We start from the raw sequence: 18,060 nt of genomic DNA, 5'->3' as shown, positions 1-18,060 counted from the left end.
CTTCACGGCACCCCCGCTTCAACTATTGCGGGCAATCTAGAGCAACTTGCTACTGCCCTACGTCGCGGTCTGCTTACTCTCCCAAGCGTCATCCCCTCTGACCTTGGAGAAGAGCCCCGTGCCTGTCGCCGTGCCCCTGCCGACCGAGGACCAGATCGACCGCTTGCCCGAGCGTGCGCGTGAGGTGGTCGAGTACCGCAAGAGCGGTTTGAGCTTGAACCATATCCAGGGCTGTTCGCTGGGGTGCGCGTACTGCATTCGGCACACCTACGGCCTGTGGGACGAGAACCAGCCGCGGGCCTTGATGTCCGACGCTCAGGCCGTGGACAAGCTGGTCAATCACCGTTACTTCCAGCCGCATGTCACGCCGATTCAGGTATTCAACCGGGCGACCGAGCCGTTCTTGCCGAGGGTCCGGCCGCACACCTACGCCGTGCTGGAAGAACTGGACGAGCGCGAGCTGACCAACCACGTCCTGATCATCACGCGGCACCAGTTGAAGCCGGACGATGTGGACCGGCTGAACCAGCTTCGCCACCTCAAGGTGACGTTGCTGTTCACGTATTCCCGGATCGACCACAAGGAAATCGAGCCGTACCCGTCGGAGGTGGCGGCCAAGTCGCTGAAGCTGATGAGCGCGCCGCTGCGTCGGTCGTACCGCACGATCTTGTACTGGCGTCCGCTGGTGCCCGGCCTGAACGACAGCGACCAGCACCTGTCCGCCGCATACGAGTTGAGCAAGCACGCCGACGCCACGGTGTTCACGGGCCTGTTCTACCGGGATCAGATCACCGAGTACTACAAGGCAAACGGCTTGCCAGAGCCCTACGAGAACACGGCACGGCGGAAAGTCGTGCCCGAGACGCTGGAGCGTCGCGTGCTCGAGGCTTTCTCCACGTCGGCCGCGCTGTTCCGCAAGACCTCCTGTGCAGTGTCCTATGTCCACAACCTGCCGGACTACAACGGCCATTACGGCATTCCGGAGCTGTGCGACATCTGCCCGCTGAGCCAGCTTGAACTGTGCGTTTCGGCCCATCGGGTGCCGACCGCCGAAGACATCCACTGGGCCGCCAGCGTGTTGCCCGAGGCCGACGCCCTTCAAGTCGTAGACATCAGCAAACGGGCGACAGTCGTGTCAGGCCTGGCCACCGAGCAACCCCGCTACTTCCTGCAGCACACGCTTGGCTTCCAGGTCCACGACGAACGCCACCCGCACCACGTGAACCGTCACGGGCGGGCTGACATCGGCTGGAAGGAAACATCGGCATGACGGAATGGACCACCCTGAACTACGTCGTCGTGGACGTGGAGGGCGACGGCCACCAGCCGCCCGACCTGGTGGAGCTGGCCGCCGTACCGATTGTCGGCGGGATCGTTCAGGAGCCAATGAGTTGGCTGGTGAAACCTGACCAGCCGATCACGCACTTCGCCCGCAAGGTCCACGGCATTACCAACGACCAAGTGGCCGACGCGCCCGCCTTCGCCGACGTTGCGGCTGACGTGTTGAAGGCGCTGGACGCCTCGGCACTGATCGCCCACAACGCCCACGTTGATGTCAACGTGCTTCGCCGCAAGCTCGATGGCTGGGAATGCCCCGAGGTGTTCGACACGCTCAAGCTCGCCCGCCGGCTGTGGCCTGGACGGAAAAGCTACCGCCTCGGCGCGCTGGTGGATGAGTTCGAACTCGCCAGTGGTCTTGAGGGTGAGGATCAACCGCACCGAGCGACCTACGACGCCATCGTGACCGCGCGCCTGTTCGTGCTCCTGGCCGCCCGTCGTCCACTGGAGGAACTGCGCGATCGGCCAACCGGAGATGACGATGACCCAGCGCTGTTCTGACGGGCTGTTCGTCAGCGTTGACGGGCCGAGTGGTGCGGGCAAGACGACCATTGTGCGGCACTTGGCCCACCTGCTGCTTGCCCAAGGGCGCCACGTCCACGTCACGGCCGAGCCGTCGTCCGGGCCGATCGGCACACTCGCTTCGGAGCTGACCGAGACCGTGACCGGGTACGCGTTGGCCTGCCTGTACGCGGCCGACCGCTACCACCACGTCGAGACGGAGATCGCGCCGTACGTCAGGAATGGCCATGTCGTGGTCTCCGACCGCTACTTTGCCTCCGGTCTGGTGATCCAGCGATTCGACGATGTCGACCCGATGTTCCTGTGGCAGATCAATGAGGAGGTTGAACGGCCCGACCTGGCCGTCATTCTCGAAGCCGACCCCGATGTGATCGCCGAACGGCTGGAGACACGCGGGCCGCACAACCGCTTCCAGCGCTCGCCCGGAACAAGCCGCCGGAAGGTCAACTACTACCACCAAGTCACCGAAACGCTCGAAGCGGCGGACTTCAACGTGTTGCGCGTGGACTGCGCCACGAAGCCACCCGAACGGTCCGCAACGGTCATTTACCAAGAACTGACGGAGCTGCTCGACCGACGGTTGGCTGTCGTGCACGCCAACCGGGAGCGCGACCATGGGTAGCGCATGGCACGAAATAGATCGCTGGTTGGACGAACTGCGTCGTCGTCGCTGGACGATGTATCTCTACGGCGATCGTGCCGCGCCCGAGTTGCTGTGCGCGATGCTCGAATGGCGACACGAGCGACGCGCCGATGTGGTGATCTTGCGCGGCCATGATCGCGCCGTGGCCTATCGCGCGCCGCTGTACGAGAACGCCGACCCGTTCGCCCCAAGCTGGGTGCAGTGGTGTTGGGCGCGCGCCAACCACAACATGGCGGCCGTGCACGCGTTGCGGGCAATCCTCACCCTTGACCCGCCGACCGCGACCGATCGAATAGAGATCCACAACGCGCCACCATTCTGCAGCTTGTCGCCTGTCGAGCTTCGACAACGCCCGGTCGTGATCCGCCCGTTGTAAACGATCACGTCAAACCACCCACAGAAACAGCAGAAGAGCCATAAATAGGGGGTCTAGGGGTCCGCAAGTGCTGATATAAGAGGCTTATGAGAAAACGAAGAACCATTATCGGAACACTTGTCGGCACGGTAGCGGCCAGTCTCATAGCCACAGCGGCCCCGGCGAGCGCCGCGCCAGCGCCCGCATGGGACCACTTGGCATTCCCGAACGGATACAACAAGTCCGACGAGACCCTTCGCGATGTCGCCGCGACCGGCCCGACAGATGCGTGGGCGATCGGCGAACGGCGCCTCAACAAACCGCCGAACATATCCACTTGCGGTGACCTGAGCCGTTGGAATGGTCAAGCGTGGACCGATGGCCCCATGCCGTCCTACGAGTGCAACGGCAAGCTGATCGCCATTTCGGCGGAGAGCGCGACCAGCGTTTGGACGTTGGACAGCAAGAACGCCTATCAGTGGACCGGTCAGAGTTGGACCACGATCCCGCTTCCGGTCAGCGCGACCGGCACGCCGTTCTGGGCAAACGACATCAGCGTGGTCGGCGGCACAACGTGGATCGTCGGCCGACTGTCCAACGGCGACAAGGTCACGACGGAAATCTACAAGTGGCAGAACGGATCCTGGCAGCGCGCGCTCCTGCCGCTGCCCGCCGGTGAGAACACTGTGGCCAGTGTGCACGCCGTCGCGCCGGACAATGTCTGGGCCGTCGGCACGATCGACCTGTATTCGCCGGCCAACAAAGCCCGTGCCCTTGTCCTGCACTGGAACGGCACCTCGTGGAACTATCTCCCCGCGCCCGGCTTGGCGCCACTGCAGACCGTCCAACTCAACGCTGTGACTGTCGCGGCGGGCCAGGCCTGGGTCGGCGGAGCACTGACCACGTACGAATCCAACAACATCTCCGTCAAGAGCGTGAACGCGTTCCTGATGCGGCGTGACGGCAGCACATGGACTGTTACTCCGTCGCCCGAGCCCCAGCCCGGGCCGGCCAGCTACAACGGACCACGAGTCCTTTCGCTCGCGGTCCACGGATCCGAGGTGTGGGCGGGCGGATCGCACAGCGTCGACGGTCGCACGATCGGTCTGTTGATCCGGTGGGACGGCCAAGCATGGAGGCCGGCCACCCCGACCCCGCCTTTCACCGAATACGACGTGAAGGCCCTCAGTAGCAAACCCGGCCACGGTCTCTGGGCAGTCGGTCACGGCACCAGGGTGACCGATCCACAGGCGACCGGAGACTACGTCGCGCGGCTCACCGGCTGATCATCGACATCCTGTTCTCTTGGCGGATCGCCGGCAAGAGAACAGGATTTCACCGGAGTGCTAGTTGGAGGATCCTCCAAAAGCTCCCACACGGGTTCACCCAGTTTCGTGCTCCGCGCCTCTTGGCCGAAACACCGCCATGCTGTTGTGCTACTGGTCACAGGCAATCGAACTCCAGGAGCACATCGCGATGACCGAAGGACCCGGCCTGACCTGGCTGAACGGTCTGGCCGCCGACGACGCCGACGCGGAACTGCGCACCTGCTGCGCGTCCCGGGCGTGGGCCGGGAAGGTGGCAGCCGGACGGCCCTATGCCGACCGGTCCGCGCTGGCAGACGCGGCCGACGGCGCGCTCGACGATCTCGGCTGGGCCGACGTGACCGAGGCGCTCGCCGCGCACCCTCGCATCGGTGAGCGAGCCGGTGGCGCCGACCGCGAGTCCGCCTGGTCGCGTGGCGAACAGTCCGCGGCGAGCCACGCCGCCGAGTCCACAGTGGACGCGTTGACCGAGGGCAACCGCCAGTACGAGGAGCGGTTCGGCCACGTGTTCCTGATCTGCGCGACCGGGCGCGGCGCCGAGGAGATACTGGTGGAGCTGCGATCGCGACTGGGCAACGACCCGGACACCGAGCGCCGCGTCGTGCACGACGAGCTGCGCAAGATCACCCACCTGCGGCTGGGCAAGCTTCTGGAGGCCACCCGATGAGCCTGTCGACCCACGTCCTGGACAGCACGCGGGGCCGACCGGCCGCCGCGATGTCGATCCGCCTGGAGTCACCGGACGGCTCGACGGTCAAGGCGGTCACCGACGACGACGGCCGGGTCCGCGACTTCGGCGACTTGATCGCCGGGACGCACCGGCTGGTGTTCGACACCGGCGCCTACTTCACCGGGCTCGGCGTGGACGCGTTCTACCCCGAGGTCGTGGTCGCCTTCGAGATCACCGAACCCGAGCAGCACCACCACGTCCCGCTGCTGCTGAGCCCGTTCGCCTACTCGACCTACCGAGGGAGCTGACCCGATGGCCATCGTCTTGGGCCCCAACCAGTACGGCAAGGCCGAGACCCGCCTGGTGCACGTGACACGCGACGGAGCCGTGCACGAGATCAAGGACCTGAACGTCAGCGTGGCGCTCGGCGGCGACATGACCGAGACGCACCTCACCGGTGACAACGCCGCGGTACTGCCCACCGACACGCAGAAGAACACCGTCTTCGCCTTCGCCAAGGAGCACGGCGTCGGCGAGATCGAGGAGTTCGGGCTGCGGCTGGCCACGCACTTCGTGGACTCGCAGCCGAGCATCCACACCGCGCGGGTGCACATCGAGGAGTACACCTGGGAGCGCCTGTCGGTCGGCGGCACACCCGCGCCGCACTCGTTTCAGCGCTCCGGTGTGGAGACCCGCACCGCCACCGTCACCTACGACGGCACCCGGGCGTGGGTGGTCTCCGGGCTGCGGGATCTGGTCGTACTGAACTCCACGGCGTCGGAGTTCTGGGGATATATCAGGGATTCGTACACAACACTGCGGGAAACCACGGACCGGGTACTGGCCACCGCGGTGAACGCGCGCTGGCGGTACGCCTCGACCGAGGGCGACTTCGCCAAGTCCTACGCCGAGGCGCGGCGGCACCTGGTGGAGGCGTTCGCCGAGACGCACAGCCTCTCGTTGCAGCAGACGTTGTACGCGATGGGCCAACGGGTACTCGAGAACCGGTCCGAGATCGCCGAGGTTCGCCTTGCCCTGCCGAACAAGCACCACTTCGTGGTCGACCTGTCGGCGTTCGACCTGGACAACGACAACGAGGTGTTCTTCGCCGCCGACCGGCCCTACGGACTGATCGAGGGCACCGTGCTGCACGACGACGCGCCGGACGCCGGACTGGCCTGGAGCGAGTGATGGAGTTCCACAAACCCAGAACGTGGCCCGAGGCGCTGGCGATCAAGGCGGAGCACCCGGACGCGACGCCGATCGCCGGCGGCACCGACGTGATGGTCGAGCTGAACTTCGACGTGCACCGGCCGGACGTGCTGATCGACCTCACCGAGATCGCCGAGCTGCGCGAATGGTTCACTGTGGACGGTCGCTATCGGGTCGGCTCGGGTGTGCCGTATGCGCGGATCATCGACGAGCTGGGCGCGACACTGCCCGGCCTCGCGATGGCGTCGCGCACCGTCGGCTCACCGCAGATCCGCAACCGCGGCACGGTCGGCGGGAATCTCGGCGCCGCATCGCCCGCCGGGGACGCGCACCCGCCGCTGCTGGCCGCCGGTGCGGAGATCGAGGTGGCCTCGGTGCGCGGCACGCGCCTGATCCCAGCGGACGAGTTCTACACCGGGGTGAAGCGCAACGCCATGGAGCCGGACGAGCTGATCGCCGCGTTCCACATCTCCCCCGCCGACGGCCCGCAGCAGTTCGCCAAGATCGGCACGCGCAACGCCATGGTGATCGCGGTCTGCTCGTTCGGGCTGGCGCTGCACCCGTCGACCCGCACGGTCGGCACCGGCGTCGGCTCGGCAGCGCCCACCCCGCGCCGCGCGGCCGATGCCGAGGCGTTCATCGCCGGCGAGCTGGACTGGGACTCGCCACTTCCCTTGCGGGACAGCGTGAAGCGCCGCTTCGGCGAGCTGGTCGCGCAGAGTGCTTCACCCATCGACGACGTTCGCGGCACGGCCGGCTACCGCCAGCACGCCCTGTCCGTGATGGCCCGCCGCACGCTCGGCTGGGCCTGGGACGAGTACCGGAGGAACCGATGAGACTGCGCTGCGAGGTCAACGGCGAGAGCCGCGAGGTGGACGACGTCTGGCCGGGCGAGTCCCTGTTGTACGTCCTGCGCGAGCGGATGGGCCTGCCCGGGTCGAAGAACGCTTGTGAGCAAGGGGAATGCGGCTCCTGCACGGTGTACCTGGACGGCGTTCCGGTGTGCTCGTGTCTGGTCGCCGCCGGTCAGGCCGAGGGCCACGAGGTGACGACCGTGGAGGGGCTCGCCGAGGGTGAGCAGCTCGATCCGGTGCAGCAGGCGTTCGTGGAGAAGGGCGCGGTGCAGTGCGGGTTCTGCACGCCCGGCCTGATCGTCGCCACGCACGATCTGCTGGAGCGCCGCGAACGCCCGAGTGACCCGGAGATCCGCGAGGCGCTGGCCGGGAACCTGTGCCGCTGCACGGGTTACGAGAAGATCCTGGACGCGGTGCGGCTGGCCGCGGACCGGAAGGCCGTGTCATGACGCGGACCGTGATCGAGGGTTGCGCGGTGTCCACAGTGGACAGTGCGGGTACCGAGTACGCCGACGGGCACGTGGTCGTCGAGGGCGATCGCATCGTCGCGGTGGGCCCGGGTTCCGCGCCGATGCAGGAGAACGCGCGCCGGATCGACGGGTCGGGGTGCGTGCTCACACCCGGCCTGGTCAACTCCCACCATCACCTGTACCAGTGGGCCACCCGGGGGCTGGCGCAGCAGGACACGCTGTTCGGCTGGCTGACCGCGCTGTACCCGGTGTGGTCGCGCATCGACGCCGAGACGGTGTCCGACGCGGCCGCCGCAGCGCTCGGGTGGCTCGCGAAGTCCGGCTGCACCACCACGACCGACCATCACTACGTGTTCCCGCGCGACGGCGGCGACCTGTTCACCGCGGAGATCGAGGCGGCGCGGAAGATCGGCGTCCGGTTCCACCCGGCGCGCGGCTCGATGGACCTCGGCCAGTCCAAGGGCGGGTTGCCGCCGGACGAGGTGGTCGAGGACCGGGACGAGGCGCTGGCCGCCACCGAAGCGGCGATCGACCGGTGGCACGACCCGTCGCCGGGCGCGATGGTGCGGGTCGCCGTCGCACCCTGCTCGCCGTTCTCGGTGACCTCGGACCTGATGCAGGAGGCGGCGGAACTGGCGCGGCGCAAGGGAGTCCGGCTGCACACGCACCTCGCCGAGACGCTGGACGAGGAGGAGTTCTGCCAGCAGCGCTTCGGCTGCACGCCGACGGAATACCTGGACCGGCTCGGCTGGCTCGGCGAGGACGTGTGGCTGGCGCACTGCGTGCACCTGTCCGATGTGGCGGTCAAACGCTTCGGCAAAACCCGTACCGGCGTCGCGCACTGCCCGACGTCCAACGCCCGGCTCGGCGCGGGAATCTCGCCGGTGCGCGCGTTGCTGGACGCGGGCGCACCGGTCGGGCTCGGCGTCGACGGGGCGGCGTCCAACGAGCAGAGCTCGCTGATCGACGACGTACGCGAAGCATTGCTGGTCGCCCGGCTGCGTGGTGGGCCGACGGCGCTGACCGCCCGGGACGCGTTGCGCCTCGGCACGATCGGCGGCGCCGCGTGCCTCGGCCGCGCCGACGAGATCGGGTCGCTCGAACCGGGCAAGCTCGCCGATCTGGCGCTGTGGCGTATCGACGGGCTCGGCCACGCCGGAATCGAGGACCCGGTGGCCGCACTGGTACTCGGGCCGCGTCCGCCCCTGGAACTGTTGCTGGTCAACGGAAAGCCCGTCGTCGAGGACGACCACCTCCGCACCGCGGACGAAGGCCGGCTCGCCGCGGCCGCCCGCGCCGCCCACCGCACGCTCCTGTCGAGGTGACATCGATGAGCCGACCCACCAAGGCCCCGGACAAGGCGCCGGACCGCATCACCACGCCCATCACCGGCGGCGTGGGCGAGAGCCCGCTGCGGCCGGACGGCACGCTGAAGGTGAAAGGCGAGTTCGCGTACTCGTCGGACCTGTGGATGGACGACATGCTGTGGGGCGCGACGCTGCGCTCCCCGCACCCGTACGCCCGCATCGTCTCGATCGACCTCAGCGGCGCGTGGCAGACGCCCGGCGTGCACACGGTCATGACCTACGACGACGTCCCCGGCGAGAAACTGTTCGGCCTCGAGCACACCGACCAGCCGGTGATGGCCCACGAAGTCGTTCGCTACCAAGGGGAAGCGGTCGCGATCGTGGCCGCCGACCACCCGGAGACCGCGCGCCGGGCGGTCGACAAGATCGTCGTCGAGTACGAGGTCCTCGAACCGCTCACCGACGCCGAAGAAGCGGTGTTCGCCACCGACGCGCCGACGCTGCACCCCGGCGGCAACCTCGTGCGGCACCTGCCGATCCGGCGCGGCGACCAGCACGCGACCGCCGACGTGGTGGTGCGCGGCGAGTACGAGGTCGGCATGCAGGACCAGGCCTTCCTCGGCCCGGAGTCCGGGCTCGCGGTGCCGGCCGAGGACGGCGGCGTCGACCTGTACATCGCCACCCAGTGGCTGCACGTGGACCAGAAGCAGGTGGCCAAGTGCCTCGGCCTGCCGAACGACAAGGTGCGGCTGATGCTGGCCGGCGTCGGCGGCGCGTTCGGCGCCCGCGAGGACCTGTCCATGCAGGTGCACGCGTCGATGCTGGCACTGCGCACCGGACGGCCGGTGAAGATCGTCTACTCGCGCGAGGAGTCGTTCTTCGGGCACGTGCACCGGCATCCGGCGAAGCTGTACTACGAGCACGGCGCCACTCGCGAGGGCCGGTTGGTCTACGTGAAGGCGCGAATGTTCCTGGACGGCGGCGCGTACGCGTCGAGCACCGGCGCGGTGGTGGCCAACGCGGCGACGCTCGGCGTCGGGCCGTACGAGGCGCCCAACGTGACGATCGACTGCTGGGGCGCCTACACCAACAACCCGCCGTGCGGCGCGATGCGCGGATTCGGTGCGGTACAAGCGGCTTTCGCCTACGAGTCCCAAATGGACAGACTGGCCGCCGAGCTGGGGCTGGACCCCGTCGAGGTGCGAGTGCGCAACGCCATGGCCGAGGGCACGACCATGCCGACCGGGCAGGTCGTGGACAGCGCGGCGCCGGTCGCGGAGATGCTGCGCCGGGTCGAGGCGATGCCGCTGCCGCCGGCCGCGCCGACCGATTCCTACGACCTGCGCGAGCTACCAGGAGGCGTGTCCAACACGACCCACGGCGAGGGTGTGGTGCGCGGGATCGGCTACGGCATCGGCATCAAGAACGTGTGCTTCTCCGAGGGATTCGACGACTTCTCCACCGCGAGGGTGCGGCTGGAGGTCATCGCCGGCGAGCCGACCGCGATGGTGCACACCGCCGCCGCCGAGGTCGGTCAGGGCCTGGTCACCGTGCAGGCGCAGATCGCGCGCACCGAACTCGGGGTCGAGCGGGTCACCATCCACCCGGCCGACACCCAGGTCGGCAGCGGCGGCTCCACCTCGGCCTCCCGGCAGACCTACATGACCGGCGGCGCGGTGAAGGCCGCCTGCGAGAAGGTGCGCGGCCTGCTGCTCGACATCGCCCGCGAACGGCTGCACGTCGAAGGCCAACTTCACCTGGACGGCGGCAAGATCGTCTCCGACCGGCACGGGGTGCTCGCCGACCTGGCCGAGGTGCTCGGCGACGAGGTCATCGACGAGACCGTGGAGTGGCGCCACCGCCCCACCGAAGCGCTGGATCCCACGACAGGGCAAGGCTTCGCGCACGTCCAGTACGCCTTCGCGGTACACCGCGCGGTGGTCGACGTGGACGTGGATCTCGGTCTGGTGCGCGTGGTCGCGCTGGACTGCGTGCAGGACGTCGGCAAGGCGATCAACCCGGACGCCGTCGTCGGGCAGATCCACGGCGGCTCCGCGCAGGGGCTCGGCCTCGCCGTCATGGAGGAGATCCAGGTGCGCGACGGCAAGATCCGCAACCCGTCGTTCACCGACTACCTGATCCCCACGATCCTCGACATGCCACCCATGAAGGTGGACGTGCTCGAACTGGCCGACCCGCACGCGCCGTACGGGCTGCGTGGTGTCGGTGAGCCGCCGACGATCTCGTCCACCCCCGCGATCGTCGCCGCCATCCGTGCCGCCACCGGACTCGCCATCCCGCGATGCCCCGTGCGACCGGAAGACATCACCGGTACCGCTTAGGTCCGATCTGAAGGAGTCCAGCAGATGTTCGGCAGGACCCGCTCCAAGAAGCCCTTATCCCAGCATCCGGTAGACGAGGTATTGCCCACCGGAAAGCTTGCCCTGTACGGATTCCAGCACGTATTGGCGTTCTACGCCGGTGCGGTGATCGTGCCGATCCTGTTGGCCAACGCGATCGGGCTCAGCGATCAGCAGCTCATCCACTTGATCAACGCGGACCTGTTCACCTGCGGCATCGCGTCGATCATCCAGGCACTCGGATTCTGGAAGATCGGGGTGCGGCTGCCGCTACTGCAGGGTGTCACGTTCACCGCGGTCTCCCCCATGATCGCCATCGGGCTCGCGGCCGGCGGCGGTACCGAGGGCCTGGTGACGATCTACGGCTCGGTCATCGTGGCGGGCCTGTTCACGTTCTTCATCGCGCCGTTCTTCAGCAAGCTGGTGCGGTTCTTCCCGCCGGTGGTGACCGGCACGGTCATCTCGGTGATCGGCATCGCGCTGCTCCCGGTCGCCGCCAAGGACGCGGCCGGCGGCGACAGTGACGCGCCGGACTTCGCGAGCCTGACCAACCTCGCCTACGCGTTCGGCACGCTGGCCATCATTCTGGTGATCTACCGGATCTCCCGTGGGTTCCTCAGCACGGTGGCCGTACTCATCGGGCTCGTCGTCGGCACCGTGCTGGCCGCGGTGCTCGGACACGCGCACTTCGACGCGGTGGCCAGTTCCGAATGGTTCGGGGTGACCACACCGTTCCACTTCGGCTGGCCCAAGTTCAGCGTCACCGCGATCATCTCGATGGTCGTGGTCATGCTGATCACCGCGGTGGAGACGACCGGTGACGTGTTCGCCACCGGGGAGATCGTCAAGAAGCGCATCACCCGCGACGACATCGCCCGTGCGTTGCGCGCCGACGGCCTCGCGACCACCATCGGCGGCGTACTGAACTCCTTCCCCTACACGTGTTTCGCCGAGAACGTCGGCCTGGTGCGGCTCACCCGAATCAAGAGCAGGTACGTGATCGTGTCCGCCGGCCTGTTCATGATCCTGATCGGCCTGATCCCGAAGGCGGGCGCGATCGTCGCGGGAATTCCGCACCCGGTGCTCGGCGGCGCGGGGCTGGCGATGTTCGGAACCGTTGCGGTAGTCGGCTTCCAGACACTGTCCCGAGTGGACTTCCACGACCAGCGCAACGTGATGGTGGTGGCGGTCAGCGTCGGACTCGCGCTGGTTCCGATCGGTGTGCCGAAGTTCTTCAGCAATGTGCCGGACAGCCTGCAGGTCATCGTGGGCAGCGGAATCACCCTCGGCAGCCTGTCCGCGATCCTGCTGAACCTGTTGTTCAATGTGTTGGGCGGCAAGAAGAATCGCGTCAACTCGGCCGACCCGACGCCGAATCGGGTCACGCTGGACCAGGTGAACCAGATGTCGCGCGAGGAATTCACGCGACGGTTCTCCGTGCTTTTCCAGAACGGTTCGTGGATCGCCGAGGAGGCACGGCATGCCCGCCCGTTCGACGGGGTCTACGCGATGCGGCACGCGTTCCACAACGTCCTGTTCGACGCGCCGGACGACCGCCAGTTGGAGCTGATCAAGTCCTATCCGGACCTGGCCGGCAAGGCGCTGGTGGAGAAGGTGCTCGGCCCGGAGTCGTTGCGCGACCAGTGCGCGGCCGGCCTCGATCGGCTCACTTTCGAGGAATACGACCGTTTTCACGATCTCACCGAGGCGTATCACGAGAAGTTCGGTTTCCCGCTGGTGATCTGCGTCCGCGAGAACACCAAGGAAGCGATCTTCGCCACCGCCGAGGCCAGGCTGGCCAATTCACCCGCACAGGAACGCGCCACCGCGTTGGTGGAGATCGCCAAGATCGCCAACCTGCGGCTCAGCGACCTCGTGGACGAACCGCCCGTGCCCGCAATCCCCAGCACGTAAGGAAATACCAGGAATGTCTGTTCAACCCGACCTGCGTCCGTGGCTCGACCGCGCGGTGGAGATCGCCACCAAGAACGTGGCCGACGGCGGCGGCCCGTTCGGCGCGATGATCATCCGTGGCAGTGAGCTGATCTCCGTCGGCGTCAACCGGGTCACCCGCGACCTCGACCCCACCGCGCACGCCGAGGTGGTGGCGATCCGCGAGGCGTGCCGCAAACTGTCCACCTTCACGCTCGACGGCTGCGTGCTCGTCACCTCGTGCGAGCCGTGCCCGCTGTGCCTCGCCTCGGCCCTGTGGGCGCGGCTGGACCGGGTCGTGTTCGCCGCGGACCGCTACGACGCGGCCAAGGCCGGCTTCGACGACCTGGCGTTCTACGAGCTGTTCGAGTCGCCGCGCGACACCTGGGACGTTCCGGTCGCGCAGTTGGCCGTCGGCGCGCACGACGCCCCGTTCGAGGCGTGGAGTGCCAACCCGGAGCGGGTGGAGTACTGATGCGCGACGTCCTCGATCACGTCCGCCCGTGGTTCGACGCCGGTGAGCGGTTCGCGCTGGCCACGGTGATCGACACCTTCCGGTCGGCGCCCCGCCAGGCCGGTGCCGCGATGGCGGTCTCGGCCGCCGGCGAGGTCGTCGGCAGCGTGTCGGGCGGATGTGTCGAGGGCGCGGTGTACGAACTGGCCCGCGAGGTGATCGAGACCGGGCGGCCGGTGGTCCAGCGCTACGGAGTCGCCGACGACGACGCGTTCGCCGTGGGTCTGACCTGCGGCGGCGTCATCGATATTCTCGTGCAGCCGATCGACCGCACGACGTTCCCCGAGTTCGACGCCGTGGCCGACACCATCGACTCCGGCCCGGTCGCCATCGCGACCGTGGTCCGCGGCGAACGGCTGGGGACGCGGATGATCGTCTGGCCGGACCGGGTGTCCGGCGGGCTGGGCGATCCGTTCCTGGATTCCGCGGTGACCGAGGACGCGGTGGCCATGCTGGAGCAGGGCAGCACGGCCGTGCGGCGCTACGGTCCCCGCGGACAGCGGCGGCGCGAGGACGAGGCGGTCTTCGTCCAGTCCTTCGCGCCGCCCGCGCGCCTGTTCGTGTTCGGCGCGATCGACTTCGCCGCGGCCGTGGCGCGCGCCGGGAAGTTCCTCGGCTACCGGGTCACCGTCTGCGACGCGCGCCCGGTTTTCGCGACCAGCAAACGGTTTCCGGACGCGGACGAGGTGATCGTCGACTGGCCGCACCGCTTCCTGGCCGGCGCGGTCGCCGATGGTCTGGTCGACGGGCGCACCGCGATGTGCGTCCTCACCCACGACCCCAAGTTCGACGTGCCACTGCTCGAACTGGCCCTGCGCACCGACGCCGGATACATCGGCGCCATGGGATCTCGTCGTACTCATGCGGACCGGCTCGCCCGTCTTTCCGAACTCGGTCTCGCTGACAGTGAACTCGCACGCCTGCGCTCCCCGATCGGGCTCGATCTCGGAGCGCGCACGCCCGAGGAGACCGCCGTCTCCATCGCCGCCGAGATCATCGCCGACCGGTGGGGCGCGACCGGGAGGCCGTTGTCCCGCACCCGCGGCCGAATCCACGGCGAGGCCATCGTCTCCGCCGAATCGAGCAGACCGCGAGTCCCCGATCACGATCTGCCGCACTGAGCCGACAGACTCGACTGGCTCAGGAGCGAAGATCGGCGAGCAACTCCGCCGATGCCGCCTTCGCGGGTTCCGAAAGCGCTGTTGGGGTTCCGCGCTTTGAAGCGATGCGAATTGCGTTGGCGCACAACATCAACTGGGACAGTTTTCCGGAGTGGGTCTGGAGGTCGGTGGCGAATTCGTTCTGCACGCGTTCGGTGAGCATCGGACTGGGGAGCGACGCCTGCCAGAGGCAGGCCGCGTCGTAGCCTCGCGGCGCGGTGCCCCATTCCTCCCAATCGAGGAGGTGGCCGTCGACGGTGAGGTTGCTCCAGTGCAGATCGGTGTGCGATGTGGTCCAGTCGTAGACGGTGGTGTCGACGCCGCTGAACACTTCGGTGATCCGTTTGGTGAGGTGGGTCTGCCTTACACCAACCCGTTCTGTCTGATGCGCCGCCAGTGCGGCCAGCGATTCCCTCAAGCCTGCCCACCAGGTGTCGGGCAAGGCCGATGCGGTCGCGAGATCACCGACTGGTGGCGAGGGGATCAGCTCGACCTCATCGGCCCGCCACACCACGTTTCGCTTCGAATCGATCCAGGTCACACCCTGAAACCAGTCCGGGCTCTGCACGCCGCGGATGCTCGCCGAGGCTTCCAGTCCCACCCACGCGGCACTGTTGATCCTCCAGCGGCCACGACGCTCGACGCGTAGCCAGGTTCCGGCGATTGTCCGGAAACCTTCGGTGGCTCCGTGCTCGCCGTACACGACTGACGAGCGATCAAGCCGCACGCCGAGCGCCGACTCCACGCGGTCAAGAACGTCATCGTGCTGTTCCTCCCGTACATCGATCACGGGTGGAGGTACGACGGCCGCCGGGTCGCTGCGGGACATGAGAAACCCTTCTGGCTAGCAGTGAGTGAGGTTCTACACGGCGGACGGCTCGCGCGGTACGAGGCCGTTGAAGCCCGCCGCGAGTTCGTCAGTCAACTCCGCGCAGAAACGGTTCTCTACCAAGGACTCGACCACTGCCGACACATCGAGGCCCGTGTCAGCGGCGAGCTGGTCGACGTTCACAGCTTGAATTCAGCCGGCTGGACAACGTCACGGTCCAGGTCCTACCTCGCGGCCTTGGATGGCATTCCGGCAAGTGAGGCTTCTTCGATCTACTTGAATTCGAGAGCGGGCGGCCTATTGTTCACCTGGAACACTGGAGGTCGAGCCTATTTCTCTACGAGGAGCCCAGAGACTTGGACAGCTACGTTCAGGCCCACGGTCAACTCGCAGTAATGGCGATGAGCCCAGAAGACTCGGCTGGGCTCATTGCCGATCGCATCACCCGGTTGGAAACGGAGCAACAACGAATGCCTATCTGGTGCGACTGCGCGAACCTCTTTGACACCCATATCCACAGGTGAGACACCAGGTAAGTCAGCTTTACCAGGTAGAGCGCATGTCGGTGGAACTTGGCCCGCTGAATCCCCTTTTCGGGTTCGTCACGACCTGTGCGTCGATTTGTGGACGACTGGCGCTCGGGCCGCCGTGGAGGGGTGCACGGCGTTGATCTTGGGGTGAAGCCGATGACGATCCGTGTTGACACGGCTACACGATCGCTGCCACGATATTCATCGCCCGTTGATTTAACTCCGCTTGGCCACCAGGGGAAGGTGTTCACCGTGCAGGAAGAGGCTTTCACGCTCAGCGATGTCGATTTCGACGCGTTCTACCAGGGGCGGCCGCCGATCGCCGGTGCCGACGTCACCTTCGAGGTGACCCCGTGGGACATCGGCGAGGCTCAGCCGGTCGTGGTGGCGCTGGCCGGCTCCGGTGCCGTTCGCGAACCCGTGCTCGATGCCGGGTGCGGCCTGGGCAACAACGCGATCTTGCTCGCCGAGCGCGGCTATCAGGTGACCGGAGTCGACGGTTCGCCAACGGCACTGGAGACCGCGCGGCAACGAGCCGCCGAGCACGGCGTCCAGGTCGACTTCACGCACGCCGACGTGACCTCGCTCGACGGGATCGAGCAGCGGTTCAACACCGTCCTGGACAGCGCGCTGTACCACTGCCTCGACGGTGACCAGCGCACCGCTTACGGTGCCGCGCTGCATCGCGTGACCCTTCCCGGCGCACAACTCCACCTGTTCTGCTTCGCCGACTCCGGCAACGACGGATTCCAGATGCCGATGGCGGTCAGTCAGGACGATCTTCGCGAGCACCTGGGCCGGCATTGGGACATTCAGAGCATCACCGCCGCCGACTACGCCACCTCGCTCACCCCGCAGGCGTTCGCCGAAGGCGGGCCGGCCAGCCAGATGGGCGTGTCGGTCGACCCCGCCACGATCCGAACCGACGACCGAGACCGCGTCCTCGGCCAGGTGTGGCACCTCCACGCGGAACGCGCGTCGACGACCTGACGCCCGCGGTTCAGCGGCTGGACTCGGCCAGCACGGTGTCCATGGTTCCATGATCGCGACGGTTTCCGCCAACGGCATCAGCGGACTCTCCAGCGCACCGGCCGCCAACTGGCGGGCGACCTCGTCCGCCTCGTGAAACAAACCCCGGCCGCGCCGGTCCGGCTCGACCCGGATCGGCGCGCCGGTGCGTGGAATGAGGGTGACCACGGACGGAGCGTAGAAGTCGCCGTCGATCTCGATCCGCGCCTCGGTCCCGACGATCGCCGCCCTGGTCGGACTCTTCGCCCGCAGCGTGCAGGTGAGTACGGCCTGGGCACCATCCTGGTAGCGCAACAGAATCGAGGTCTGCGCGTCCACTCCGGTGGAGGTGGGATCGCCGATCGCGATGACCTGGTTCGGCGCGCCGAGGACCATGGACGCGAAGGACACGGGATAGACGCCGAGATCCAGCAGCGCACCGCCGCCGAGCGCCGGGGCGAACAAGCGGAATTCGGGGTCCTCGGCGAACCATTGGCCGTGGTCCGCGGTGACGGTGACGATCTCGCCGAGTACACCGCTGGTCAGCCAGTCCCAGATCCGCGCGGTCTGCGGGAGGAATCGGGTCCACATCGCTTCCATCGCGAACAATCCGTTGGCGCGCGCGACATCCACGACCTCCCGAGCCTCGGCGGCGTTCATGGTGAACGGCTTCTCGACCAGGATCGGCTTGCCGGCGCGCAACGCCAGCAGGGCGTTGTCGTGGTGCATCGGGTGCGGCGTGGCGATGTAGACCACGTCGACCTCGGGGTCGGCGACCAGACTCTGATAGCTGTCGTGCCGGTTCGGGATGTCGAACTCCCCGGCGAATTCCTCGGCGGCGTGCCGGCTGCGGGAGCCGACGGCCACGGCGGTTCCCGAATCGGTCAGCGCCAGGTCGGCGACGAACGTGCGGGCGATGCCGCCGGTGCCCAGAATTCCCCACCGTGTCGTCATTGACGGTCCCTTCGGTCCGGTGATGTGCGATCAGCCTAAGTTCTCCTCGGGTACACCGAATCGAGGTTTCGCGGTCT

General features: G+C 67.5%; 18 protein-coding genes and 2 pseudogenes. 17 read left to right on the top strand and 3 right to left on the bottom strand.

Annotation, left to right across the window (positions count from 1 at the left end; translation table 11 throughout):
• Positions 1–118 precede the first annotated feature (118 nt).
• The 15 genes from EV193_RS20765 (at position 119) to EV193_RS20695 (ending at position 14,623) form a co-directional block, all read left to right on the top strand.
• Entirely contained in the window at positions 119–1,270 is a 1,152-nt protein-coding gene (locus EV193_RS20765) for a radical SAM family protein (RefSeq protein ID WP_242613538.1), read from the top strand.
• Positions 1,267–1,839 (top strand): 3'-5' exonuclease, encoded by a 573-nt coding sequence (locus EV193_RS20760; RefSeq protein ID WP_130345871.1) that lies wholly within the window; start codon positions 1,267–1,269, stop codon positions 1,837–1,839. The genes EV193_RS20765 and EV193_RS20760 overlap by 4 nt, the downstream gene beginning before the upstream one ends.
• The gene (gene tmk, locus EV193_RS20755) at positions 1,820–2,482 is read left to right on the top strand and encodes a dTMP kinase (RefSeq protein WP_130345870.1); all 663 of its coding nucleotides are present in this window, start codon (positions 1,820–1,822) and stop codon (positions 2,480–2,482) included. The genes EV193_RS20760 and tmk overlap by 20 nt, the downstream gene beginning before the upstream one ends.
• Positions 2,475–2,879 carry a hypothetical protein gene (locus EV193_RS20750; RefSeq protein ID WP_130345869.1) on the top strand — a complete coding sequence of 135 codons (405 nt, stop codon included), beginning with the start codon at positions 2,475–2,477 and terminating at the stop codon, positions 2,877–2,879. The genes tmk and EV193_RS20750 overlap by 8 nt, the downstream gene beginning before the upstream one ends.
• A gap of 365 nt (positions 2,880–3,244) precedes the next feature.
• A complete protein-coding gene (locus EV193_RS20745; protein ID WP_130345868.1) occupies positions 3,245–4,144 on the top strand; it encodes a hypothetical protein in 900 nt (299 codons plus the stop codon).
• Positions 4,145–4,334: 190 nt separating this feature from the next.
• Entirely contained in the window at positions 4,335–4,850 is a 516-nt protein-coding gene (gene uraD, locus EV193_RS20740) for a 2-oxo-4-hydroxy-4-carboxy-5-ureidoimidazoline decarboxylase (protein ID WP_130345867.1), read from the top strand.
• Positions 4,847–5,161, top strand: a complete 315-nt coding sequence (gene uraH, locus EV193_RS20735; protein ID WP_130345866.1) for a hydroxyisourate hydrolase — start codon at positions 4,847–4,849, stop codon at positions 5,159–5,161. Before uraD (EV193_RS20740) ends, uraH begins: the two co-directional genes overlap by 4 nt.
• Positions 5,162–5,165: 4 nt before the next feature.
• Positions 5,166–6,044, top strand: a complete 879-nt coding sequence (gene pucL, locus EV193_RS20730; RefSeq protein WP_130345865.1) for a factor-independent urate hydroxylase — start codon at positions 5,166–5,168, stop codon at positions 6,042–6,044.
• Positions 6,044–6,901, top strand: a complete 858-nt coding sequence (locus tag EV193_RS20725) for an FAD binding domain-containing protein (RefSeq protein WP_130345864.1) — start codon at positions 6,044–6,046, stop codon at positions 6,899–6,901. The genes pucL and EV193_RS20725 overlap by 1 nt, the downstream gene beginning before the upstream one ends.
• Entirely contained in the window at positions 6,898–7,368 is a 471-nt protein-coding gene (locus tag EV193_RS20720) for a (2Fe-2S)-binding protein (RefSeq protein ID WP_130345863.1), read from the top strand. Before EV193_RS20725 ends, EV193_RS20720 begins: the two co-directional genes overlap by 4 nt.
• Positions 7,365–8,714 (top strand): 8-oxoguanine deaminase, encoded by a 1,350-nt coding sequence (locus EV193_RS20715; protein ID WP_130345862.1) that lies wholly within the window; start codon positions 7,365–7,367, stop codon positions 8,712–8,714. Before EV193_RS20720 ends, EV193_RS20715 begins: the two co-directional genes overlap by 4 nt.
• A gap of 5 nt (positions 8,715–8,719) precedes the next feature.
• Positions 8,720–11,038, top strand: a complete 2,319-nt coding sequence (gene pucD / locus EV193_RS20710; RefSeq protein ID WP_130345861.1) for a xanthine dehydrogenase subunit D — start codon at positions 8,720–8,722, stop codon at positions 11,036–11,038.
• 24 nt (positions 11,039–11,062) lie between these two features.
• Positions 11,063–12,970, top strand: coding sequence for a 2-oxo-4-hydroxy-4-carboxy-5-ureidoimidazoline decarboxylase (gene uraD, locus EV193_RS20705; protein ID WP_130345860.1), 1,908 nt, complete (start codon positions 11,063–11,065; stop codon positions 12,968–12,970).
• A 13-nt stretch (positions 12,971–12,983) separates the two neighbouring features.
• Entirely contained in the window at positions 12,984–13,463 is a 480-nt protein-coding gene (locus EV193_RS20700) for a nucleoside deaminase (protein ID WP_130345859.1), read from the top strand.
• The gene (locus tag EV193_RS20695) at positions 13,463–14,623 is read left to right on the top strand and encodes an XdhC family protein (protein ID WP_130345858.1); all 1,161 of its coding nucleotides are present in this window, start codon (positions 13,463–13,465) and stop codon (positions 14,621–14,623) included. Before EV193_RS20700 ends, EV193_RS20695 begins: the two co-directional genes overlap by 1 nt.
• A gap of 19 nt (positions 14,624–14,642) precedes the next feature.
• Here the strand turns inward: EV193_RS20695 and EV193_RS20690 are convergent, their stop codons facing one another.
• Both EV193_RS20690 and EV193_RS33435 read right to left on the bottom strand, forming a co-directional pair.
• Positions 14,643–15,491, bottom strand: coding sequence for a phosphotransferase (locus tag EV193_RS20690; RefSeq protein ID WP_130345857.1), 849 nt, complete (start codon positions 15,489–15,491; stop codon positions 14,643–14,645).
• A 33-nt stretch (positions 15,492–15,524) separates the two neighbouring features.
• Positions 15,525–15,674 (bottom strand): hypothetical protein, encoded by a 150-nt coding sequence (locus tag EV193_RS33435; protein WP_165401437.1) that lies wholly within the window; start codon positions 15,672–15,674, stop codon positions 15,525–15,527.
• Positions 15,675–15,769: 95 nt separating this feature from the next.
• On the opposite strand from EV193_RS33435, the pseudogene EV193_RS34785 reads away from it, so the two are divergent.
• Positions 15,770–16,015, top strand: a pseudogene (locus tag EV193_RS34785) (Scr1 family TA system antitoxin-like transcriptional regulator); the annotation flags it as partial.
• A 162-nt stretch (positions 16,016–16,177) separates the two neighbouring features.
• Positions 16,178–17,011: a class I SAM-dependent methyltransferase gene (locus EV193_RS20685; protein WP_130346085.1), complete on the top strand. Its 834-nt coding sequence runs from the start codon at positions 16,178–16,180 to the stop codon at positions 17,009–17,011.
• A gap of 270 nt (positions 17,012–17,281) precedes the next feature.
• On the opposite strand, the pseudogene EV193_RS20680 reads toward EV193_RS20685, so the two are convergent.
• A pseudogene (locus EV193_RS20680) lies at positions 17,282–17,983 on the bottom strand (Gfo/Idh/MocA family protein); the annotation flags it as partial.
• Between the last annotated feature and the right edge of the window lie 77 nt (positions 17,984–18,060).

Origin of the sequence: Herbihabitans rhizosphaerae, assembly GCF_004216555.1 — a bacterium.
In the GTDB taxonomy this organism is placed as follows: domain Bacteria; phylum Actinomycetota; class Actinomycetes; order Mycobacteriales; family Pseudonocardiaceae; genus Herbihabitans; species Herbihabitans rhizosphaerae.
Note: the sequence above shows the minus strand (reverse complement) of the source record. Positions and strands in the feature narration are given on the sequence as shown.

Excerpts from the sequence above, each read along its gene's own strand:
- EV193_RS20760 (WP_130345871.1), top strand. The coding sequence starts at position 1,267 with ATGACGGAATGGACCACCCTGAACTACGTCGTCGTGGACGTGGAGGGC.
- EV193_RS20750 (WP_130345869.1), top strand. The coding sequence starts at position 2,475 with ATGGGTAGCGCATGGCACGAAATAGATCGCTGGTTGGACGAACTGCGT.
- tmk (WP_130345870.1), top strand. The coding sequence starts at position 1,820 with ATGACCCAGCGCTGTTCTGACGGGCTGTTCGTCAGCGTTGACGGGCCG.
- EV193_RS20690 (WP_130345857.1), bottom strand. The coding sequence starts at position 15,491 with ATGTCCCGCAGCGACCCGGCGGCCGTCGTACCTCCACCCGTGATCGAT.
- uraD (WP_130345867.1), top strand. The coding sequence starts at position 4,335 with ATGACCGAAGGACCCGGCCTGACCTGGCTGAACGGTCTGGCCGCCGAC.
- EV193_RS20745 (WP_130345868.1), top strand. The coding sequence starts at position 3,245 with ATGCCGTCCTACGAGTGCAACGGCAAGCTGATCGCCATTTCGGCGGAG.
- EV193_RS20700 (WP_130345859.1), top strand. The coding sequence starts at position 12,984 with ATGTCTGTTCAACCCGACCTGCGTCCGTGGCTCGACCGCGCGGTGGAG.
- pucL (WP_130345865.1), top strand. The coding sequence starts at position 5,166 with ATGGCCATCGTCTTGGGCCCCAACCAGTACGGCAAGGCCGAGACCCGC.
- EV193_RS20715 (WP_130345862.1), top strand. The coding sequence starts at position 7,365 with ATGACGCGGACCGTGATCGAGGGTTGCGCGGTGTCCACAGTGGACAGT.
- pucD (WP_130345861.1), top strand. The coding sequence starts at position 8,720 with ATGAGCCGACCCACCAAGGCCCCGGACAAGGCGCCGGACCGCATCACC.
- EV193_RS20720 (WP_130345863.1), top strand. The coding sequence starts at position 6,898 with ATGAGACTGCGCTGCGAGGTCAACGGCGAGAGCCGCGAGGTGGACGAC.
- EV193_RS20685 (WP_130346085.1), top strand. The coding sequence starts at position 16,178 with ATGACGATCCGTGTTGACACGGCTACACGATCGCTGCCACGATATTCA.
- uraH (WP_130345866.1), top strand. The coding sequence starts at position 4,847 with ATGAGCCTGTCGACCCACGTCCTGGACAGCACGCGGGGCCGACCGGCC.
- uraD (WP_130345860.1), top strand. The coding sequence starts at position 11,063 with ATGTTCGGCAGGACCCGCTCCAAGAAGCCCTTATCCCAGCATCCGGTA.
- EV193_RS20725 (WP_130345864.1), top strand. The coding sequence starts at position 6,044 with ATGGAGTTCCACAAACCCAGAACGTGGCCCGAGGCGCTGGCGATCAAG.
- EV193_RS20695 (WP_130345858.1), top strand. The coding sequence starts at position 13,463 with ATGCGCGACGTCCTCGATCACGTCCGCCCGTGGTTCGACGCCGGTGAG.